The following is a 5,560-nucleotide window of genomic DNA, read 5'->3' on the forward strand; positions in this document are numbered from 1 at the left end:
AAGAGCTTGCTTTGAAGGCGTGGGAAAAGTTAGAAAAAATATTTAAGTACAGTGACGAGGAAAAAGCGGGTGTGTATTACACCTTTGCATTGTCACTTGCTTCAAGCGGGCATAAACAAGCGAGCTTTTGGCTAAATAAAGTGCCAAAAGAGCGACTAGACAGCAAGCTTATTCAGTGGCAACTGGGCAATATGCTCAAAACCCAAGATTGGGAAGGGATTGCTGCATTTTTTACAGGTAAAGAAAATTTAAGTCTTGGTCAGCAATATTGGTTAGCTTATAGCTATGCACAACGTGGCGAGCAACAAAAAGCAGACGACATCTGGAAAAAAGTAGCGGCTAATCGTGATTATTACGGCTTTTTAGCCGCAGCACGTTTGGGGTTGCCCGTTGATTTAAATAATCAGCCTTTAGCAGTCGATAAGGTACTTGTAGATAAAGTGAGTAATGCACCAGGCTTTAAGCGTGCAAAAGCACTTTATGATATTGAGCGCTTTACGTCGGCGCGCCGTGAATGGAATTACTTAACGGATACCTCCAGCGATGAAGAAAAGCTGGCAGCATCACAGTTATCTACCGATTTAGGTTGGCACGACAGTACTATTTTTACTTTAGCAAAAATTAAAGCATGGGATAATGTAGAGCAACGTTTTCCGTTTGCGTTTCAAGATGTTTTTGAGCGCTACAGTAAACGTAGCAAGATAGATGTTGCTTGGAGTATTGCTATTGCAAGGCGCGAAAGCTCTTTTGCACCAGATGCACGCTCGCATGCTAATGCGCGTGGTTTAATGCAGTTATTACCTAGTACTGCTGAGTATGTAAATAAAGGCAGTGTGACAAGTAGTCGTTTATATCAACCTAAAACAAATATTAGGTTGGGTACGAGTTACTTACAATACTTAAAAAAGAAAAACCATGGTAATGAAGTGCTGGCTACGGCTTCTTATAATGCGGGTTATCACCGTATAAAGCGTTGGTTACCTGATGACGCTATTCCGGCTGAGTTATGGGTAGAGCTTATTCCGTATCGCGAAACCCGCGATTACGTAAAAAATGTATTTGCGTACAGGCAGGTTTACCATACAAGAATGGGCCGAGAAGGTAATGTATTAGCGCCGCTACTCGAAATGAAAATGGGCGGTTGAATATATGATACCAATCGACCAATAACTTAACACGATAGGTATAGGTATTAATAAGGGGGATGTTTACATGTTAAATATCCCCCTTTTTTGAGCGCTGAGGGTAATACCAATTTTATTAAAAACGTGATCATTCTAGCGTATTAAATAACTCAATAACTGCGTTAAAAATTATTTATATAGAACAACTATGTATCATAATTTTAGCCTTGTTATTAAGCTATTTTCTTATCGCTATAATAGATCATTAATTTAATGCAATTGGTATAAGTGATAGACTCATAGCAAGTTAAATTTAACAGATGGATTAACAATGGATAAATTAGCCGTTTTATACGCCGAACATATTGCAACACTGCAACAGCGTACTCGTACAATTTGTAATAGCGAAGGGTTAGAAGGATTAGTAATTCATTCAGGCCAAGCTAAGCGCCAGTTTTTAGATGATATGTATTATCCATTTAAAGTTAATCCACAGTTTAAAGCATGGTTACCGGTTATTGATAATCCTCATTGCTGGATTGTGGTAAATGGCAGCGACAAGCCAAAACTCATATTTTATCGCCCGGTAGATTTTTGGCATAAAGTACCAGACGAGCCTCGCGACTTTTGGGCTGAGTACTTTGATATAGAGCTACTACTTCAGCCTGATCAAGTAGAAAAGTTATTACCATACGATAAAGCTAAATATGCTTACATGGGTGAATACATTGAAGTAGCGCAAGCTCTTGGTTTTAGTATTATGAACCCTGAGCCTGTACTTAACTATTTTCATTACCACCGCGCTTATAAAACGCAGTACGAACTTGAATGTTTACGCAACGCTAACCGCATTGCAGTAGATGGGCATAAAGCTGCACGCGATACATTCTTTAATGGTGGTAGCGAGTTCGACATTCAGCAAGCGTACTTAATGGCGACACGTCAAAGCGAAAATGAAATGCCGTACGGCAACATTGTTGCGCTTAACGAAAACTGCGCTATTTTGCACTACACGCACTTTGATCCAAAAGTGCCACACACCCACAACTCATTTTTAATTGATGCCGGTGCAAACTTTAATGGTTACGCTGCTGATATTACTCGTACGTATGATTTTAAAAAGCAGGGTGAGTTTGCTGAGCTTGTGCAAGCGATGACTGTTCAACAAATCGAGTTAGGTAAAGGTTTAAAGCCGGGTATGCTTTATGGTGATTTACACGTTGAATGTCATAATCGTATCGCACAAATACTTAGTGACTTTAAAATTGTTAACCTACCCGCGGAGGAAATTGTTGAGCGTAAAATTACATCTACTTTCTTCCCGCATGGACTAGGACATCACCTAGGTTTACAAGTGCATGATATGGGCGGTTTTATGAGTGACGAAAAGGGCACACATCAACCATCGCCTGAAGGGCATCCGTTCTTGCGTTGTACTCGCCTGATCGAAAAAAACCAAGTGTTTACTATTGAGCCAGGTTTATACTTTATTGATTCACTGCTTGGTGATTTAGCGCAAACCGATAATAAGCAGTTTATTAACTGGGAAAAGGTAGAGTCATTTAAACCATTTGGCGGCATTCGTATTGAAGATAACATTATTGTTCACGAAGATAGCCTAGAGAATATGACGCGTAATTTAGAACTCGATTAATTTCTATAAAGACGAGTTAGCGAATAAACGTTAAAATATGCATATGAACGGGGCCTTTAGGCCCCATTTTTAATTGAGCTCTTAATATGTCTGAATATAAATATCCTGCTGCTGACGTTTTTCATCAAGAAGAAATAAAAAAAAGTACGTTTATAGTCCACATTGCACACACCCCCGATTTAAATTCAGCAAAAACATTTATTAAAAGCATTGAAGAAAAGTATAGCGATGCACGTCATAACTGCTGGGCACATGTGGCAGGCAATCCTGGTGGCAGCCATGTTTATGGTTTTTCGGATGATGGTGAACCTAATGGCACTGCGGGGAAACCTATGTTAAATGTGCTGGTGGGTTCGGGCCTTGGCGAAATCACTGCCGTGGTGACACGTTATTTTGGCGGCATAAAATTAGGCACCGGCGGGCTAGTACGTGCTTATGGTGGCTCATTAAATAATGCACTAGTAAAATTGCAAACGGTGCTTAAAGTTCCCAGCGTTGAAATTACTGGGAGTAGTGAGTACAGCATGCAAGGCGCGATTGAGCAGTTATTAAAAACAAAGTATCAAGTGCTTAATATTGATAAGCAATTTACTGCTAATATTGAGTGGGTGATTACAATCGATAGCCGTGAAGCTCAGCAAGCAATCAAAGATATTTTTGATTTAAGTCACGGCGCAGTTGAGTTAACTATTAAAGAGTAATAACCTACACAAATTGCATATAATGCATACTGACCCTATTTAATTTGGTTGATACTACTCAGCCTGAATTTACTAATAATAAAAGCGACAAGCTAAATGCAATTTCGTACCATCATAAAAATTCTTGGCCAACTTGTTGCGCTGTTTAGTATTACCATGGTGCCTCCGGCACTGGTGTCTTTAATATACAAAGACGGTGGTGGTGTTCCTTTTGTTTTAGCATTTATCTTTAGTGTTGTTATTGGCATGATGGCTTATTACCCAAACCGCCATGAAAACGGTGATTTAAAAGCACGTGAAGGCTTTTTAATTGTTGTTTTGTTTTGGCTGGTACTTGGGGCGTTTGCGTCCTTGCCGCTTATCTTTTTACAAGAACCGAACTTATCGCTCGCCGATGCGGTGTTTGAAGCATTCTCTGGCTTAACAACCACCGGCGCTACGGTGCTTACCGGTATTGAGTATTTACCCAAGTCGGTATTGTTTTATCGCCAGCAACTCCAGTGGTTTGGCGGTATGGGTATAATCGTACTCGCTGTTGCTATACTACCTATGCTAGGTGTTGGTGGTATGCAGTTGTACCGCGCTGAAATACCAGGGCCTGTAAAAGATTCTAAAATGACCCCGCGAATTGCCGATACTGCAAAGCACCTTTGGTATATTTATGTGTCGTTGACTATTACTTGTATGCTGGCTTATTGGGCTGCAGGAATGGAGTGGTTTGATGCTATATGTCATGCATTCTCAACGGTGGCGATAGGTGGTTTTTCTACTTACGACGCCTCCATGGGGCACTTTGACAGCCCTGTAATTAACTTTATTTGTGTGTTCTTTTTAATTATTGCCGCTGTTAACTTCTCCCTGCATTACGCCGCAGTGGCGAGCCGAAACATACAAGTTTATATTAGAGATCCAGAGTTTAAGGTGTTTTTGTGTATTCAATTAGCGCTGGTGGTTATTTGTTTTACTGTACTTTCCTCTAACGAAATATTTGCTAATGGTGATGAAACCCTCGATCAGGCGTTATTTCAAGCTGTTTCAATGAGTACAACAGCAGGCTTTGCTACTGATAACTTTTCAACATGGCCTTTGTTTTTACCTATTTTACTTATATTTTCGAGCTTTATTGGTGGCTGTGCAGGCTCTACCGGTGGTGGTATGAAAGTAGTGCGCGTGTTCTTACTGTACTTGCAGGGTGTGCGTGAGCTTAATCGTTTGGTGCACCCACGGGCTATATATTCAATCAAGCTGGGTCGTAAGGCGTTGCCAGACAAAGTAGTAGAAGCCGTGTGGGGATTTTTCTCTGCATATGCGCTTGTATTTATTATTATCATGTTAGCGCTTATGGGCACGGGTATGGATAACATAACTGCGTTCTCAGCCACTGCGGCTTGTTTAAATAACTTAGGGCCTGGCTTAGGAGATGTAGCGTCGCATTATGGTGCTATAACCGATGGTGCTAAATGGTTGCTTACTATTGCAATGGTGTTTGGTCGCCTAGAAATATTTACTTTATTAGTGTTATTTACGCCTACTTTTTGGCGTGGATAAACGAGCGGCTTAAGTTTTAAATTACAAAATATTGGAAAAAGGGATATGCCAACAAATTTAGAAAAGCTAAAGCATATAGGTGTAGGCAGTTTAGTTGACCTAGAAATATTAACACCTACAAGCAGTAAGCGTGTTAAAACTGAATTAGTTGGTTTACTCGATAAACAGTTTATTATTTTAAATTATCCCAATGCTAAGCGTTTACCTGCAGCGAGTGACTATTTACGTGATGGTGTAATGGTTGTTGTAAGAGCACTGATTGAAGGCAGTGGCGGGCAAGTTATTGCGTTTCGCCAGCAAATTATGTCAGTAGCCTCTCATCCCGCTAAACTCGTCTTTATTAATTTTCCTAAGCAAGTGCAGCTATTTGCGCTACGCTCGCAAACACGCATACCTACCTTGTTACCTGCAAAGCTAAAACTAAGTGACGATAGAGTGCTTGAAGGCCTTATTAAGGACATTTCACTCACTGGTGTAATGTTTGATATTAGAGGCGATCAGCAAGCTGAAGGTATTAAAGATATGCAATGCAC

5 protein-coding genes are annotated in these 5,560 nt (G+C 40.4%); all 5 read left to right on the forward strand.

What is annotated here, in order from left to right:
* Window positions 1–1,145: transglycosylase SLT domain-containing protein (locus H5072_RS10600; RefSeq protein WP_182693506.1), on the forward strand; the 1,145-nt coding region annotated here is incomplete at its 5' end.
* A gap of 310 nt (window positions 1,146–1,455) precedes the next feature.
* Entirely contained in the window at window positions 1,456–2,778 is a 1,323-nt protein-coding gene (gene pepQ / locus H5072_RS10605) for a Xaa-Pro dipeptidase (RefSeq protein ID WP_024597188.1), read from the forward strand.
* Window positions 2,779–2,864: 86 nt separating this feature from the next.
* The gene (locus H5072_RS10610) at window positions 2,865–3,479 is read left to right on the forward strand and encodes a YigZ family protein (RefSeq protein WP_004335181.1); all 615 of its coding nucleotides are present in this window, start codon (window positions 2,865–2,867) and stop codon (window positions 3,477–3,479) included.
* A gap of 96 nt (window positions 3,480–3,575) precedes the next feature.
* Window positions 3,576–5,027 (forward strand): TrkH family potassium uptake protein, encoded by a 1,452-nt coding sequence (locus H5072_RS10615; protein WP_004335179.1) that lies wholly within the window; start codon window positions 3,576–3,578, stop codon window positions 5,025–5,027.
* Between the two features lie 45 nt (window positions 5,028–5,072).
* Window positions 5,073–5,560 (forward strand): flagellar brake protein (locus H5072_RS10620; RefSeq protein WP_182693507.1); only part of this gene is annotated, 488 nt, incomplete at its 3' end.

It is taken from the genome of Pseudoalteromonas sp. SR45-5 (assembly GCF_014163565.1).
GTDB lineage: Bacteria > Pseudomonadota > Gammaproteobacteria > Enterobacterales > Alteromonadaceae > Pseudoalteromonas > Pseudoalteromonas distincta.